The sequence below is a fragment of the Frankia sp. AgKG'84/4 genome, from assembly GCF_023242965.2.
Taxonomy (GTDB): Bacteria; Actinomycetota; Actinomycetes; order Frankiales; family Frankiaceae; genus Frankia.
The window spans coordinates 1-1,464 of record NZ_JALKFU020001081.1 but is presented as its reverse complement, the minus strand read 5'-3'; the positions used below and the strand labels follow the sequence as shown (position 1 = coordinate 1,464).

At 72.1% G+C, this 1,464-nt stretch carries 2 protein-coding genes; both read left to right on the top strand.

Annotated elements, in window-relative coordinates; translation table 11 throughout:
- Positions 1-663, top strand: a 663-nt coding sequence (locus MXD58_RS27440; protein WP_250610947.1) for a PASTA domain-containing protein, incomplete at its 5' end; no start/stop codon positions are given.
- Between the two features lie 199 nt (positions 664-862).
- A complete protein-coding gene (locus MXD58_RS27435; RefSeq protein WP_248837052.1) occupies positions 863-1,327 on the top strand; it encodes an Lrp/AsnC family transcriptional regulator in 465 nt (154 codons plus the stop codon).
- The last annotated feature ends 137 nt before the right edge of the window (positions 1,328-1,464 follow it).

Genomic DNA, 1,464 nt, shown 5'->3' with positions numbered 1-1,464 from the left:
TGGTCGCGCTGGGCGGACCAGGCGCGGTGCACCAGGTCGACGAAGGGGCTGGCGAACAGCGGCTTGGACGGCTGGGGGCGCGAGGCGGCCGTGCGCGCCGCCGGTTTCCCCGCGGTCCGCCGCTCCTACCGCGCGGACCCGAGCGCCCGCGGCACCGTCCTGGTCGTCGATCCCACCGCCGGCACCTCGGCGCCGCGCGAGGACGCCACCGTGACCCTGACCGTCTCCGCCGGCCCGTCGACCGTCACCGTTCCACAGGTCACCGGGCGACGAGGCGCGGACGCGGCGGCGACACTGCGGGGGGCCGGCCTGACGGTGCGCCGGCAGGTGAACACCGGGGTGACCCTCGCCGCCGCGGGCACCGTCGAGAGCATGTCGCCACCGGCGGGTTCCACGGTGGCCCCCGGCTCGGCGGTGACCATCGTCGTGGCCGCCGACCCGGTCATGGTGCCCGATCTGCGCGGGCGCCCGGTCGGCGACGCCGAGAGCACCCTGTCCGGACCGGGCCTCACCGTCGCCCGGCGCTCCCGTTCCGGCACCGGCACCGGCACCGTGATCGACCAGCTTCCCCCGGGCGGTGGCGCCGACCCCGGGGACACGATCACCCTGGTCGCGGCACGAGCGGCCACCGCACCTTCGTCGGATGCGATTTCCGCGCACTAGCGCGCGAAACCTGCGAACGGAACGGAGTAGGCCGGAAACGGCGTGTGCGCAGCGGGAGACGCCTGCGTTCTATCCTGGTTGCATCAGGTAACTGATGCCGGGATCCATACCATCTGTCCGAGTTGTTGCGCGATATCCGATAGATGCGGATAATCCGCGGGGCGGACCTGTCAACCCCCCTCGACAAGGAGAAACCGGCTTGGACGAGCTCGATCGCGCCTTGTTACGCCTGTTGCAGCAGAACGGCCGGCGCACCAACCGAGACCTCGCCCTGGCCACGCACGTCGTGCCCTCGACCTCACTGCAACGGGTGCGCTCCCTGGTCGAACGCGGCATCATCAGCGGTTTTCGCGCCGAGGTCGATCTCACCGCGATCGGCCGCCCCGTCCAGGCGTTGGTCTCGGTGCGGGTTCGCCCGCCCACCCGAAAGATCATCGAGGAGTTCCGGACCTGGGCGGCCGGGCTCGTCGAAACGGTCAGCATCTTCTCCACGACCGGCGACTTCGACTTCCTGATGCACGTCGCCGTGCCCGACAACGATGGCCTGTACAGCCTGGTCATCGACCGTCTCACCGAACGCCCCGAGGTCTGCGACGTGCGCACCAGCCTGGTGTTCGACCATCGGCGCTCCACGGCGGTCGAACCGACCCCGACCGTCGAATAGGCACCCTCGGCGGTGCTCCCGCACGGCCTCCTGCAGGGCCCATCCCTGGTCGGGGCCCTGCAGGATGCCTCACCCCGGCCGCCGCGCTCCGCCGGGGGCACCCGCCGGCCCGCGCCGGCCACCGCCCGGCGATCACC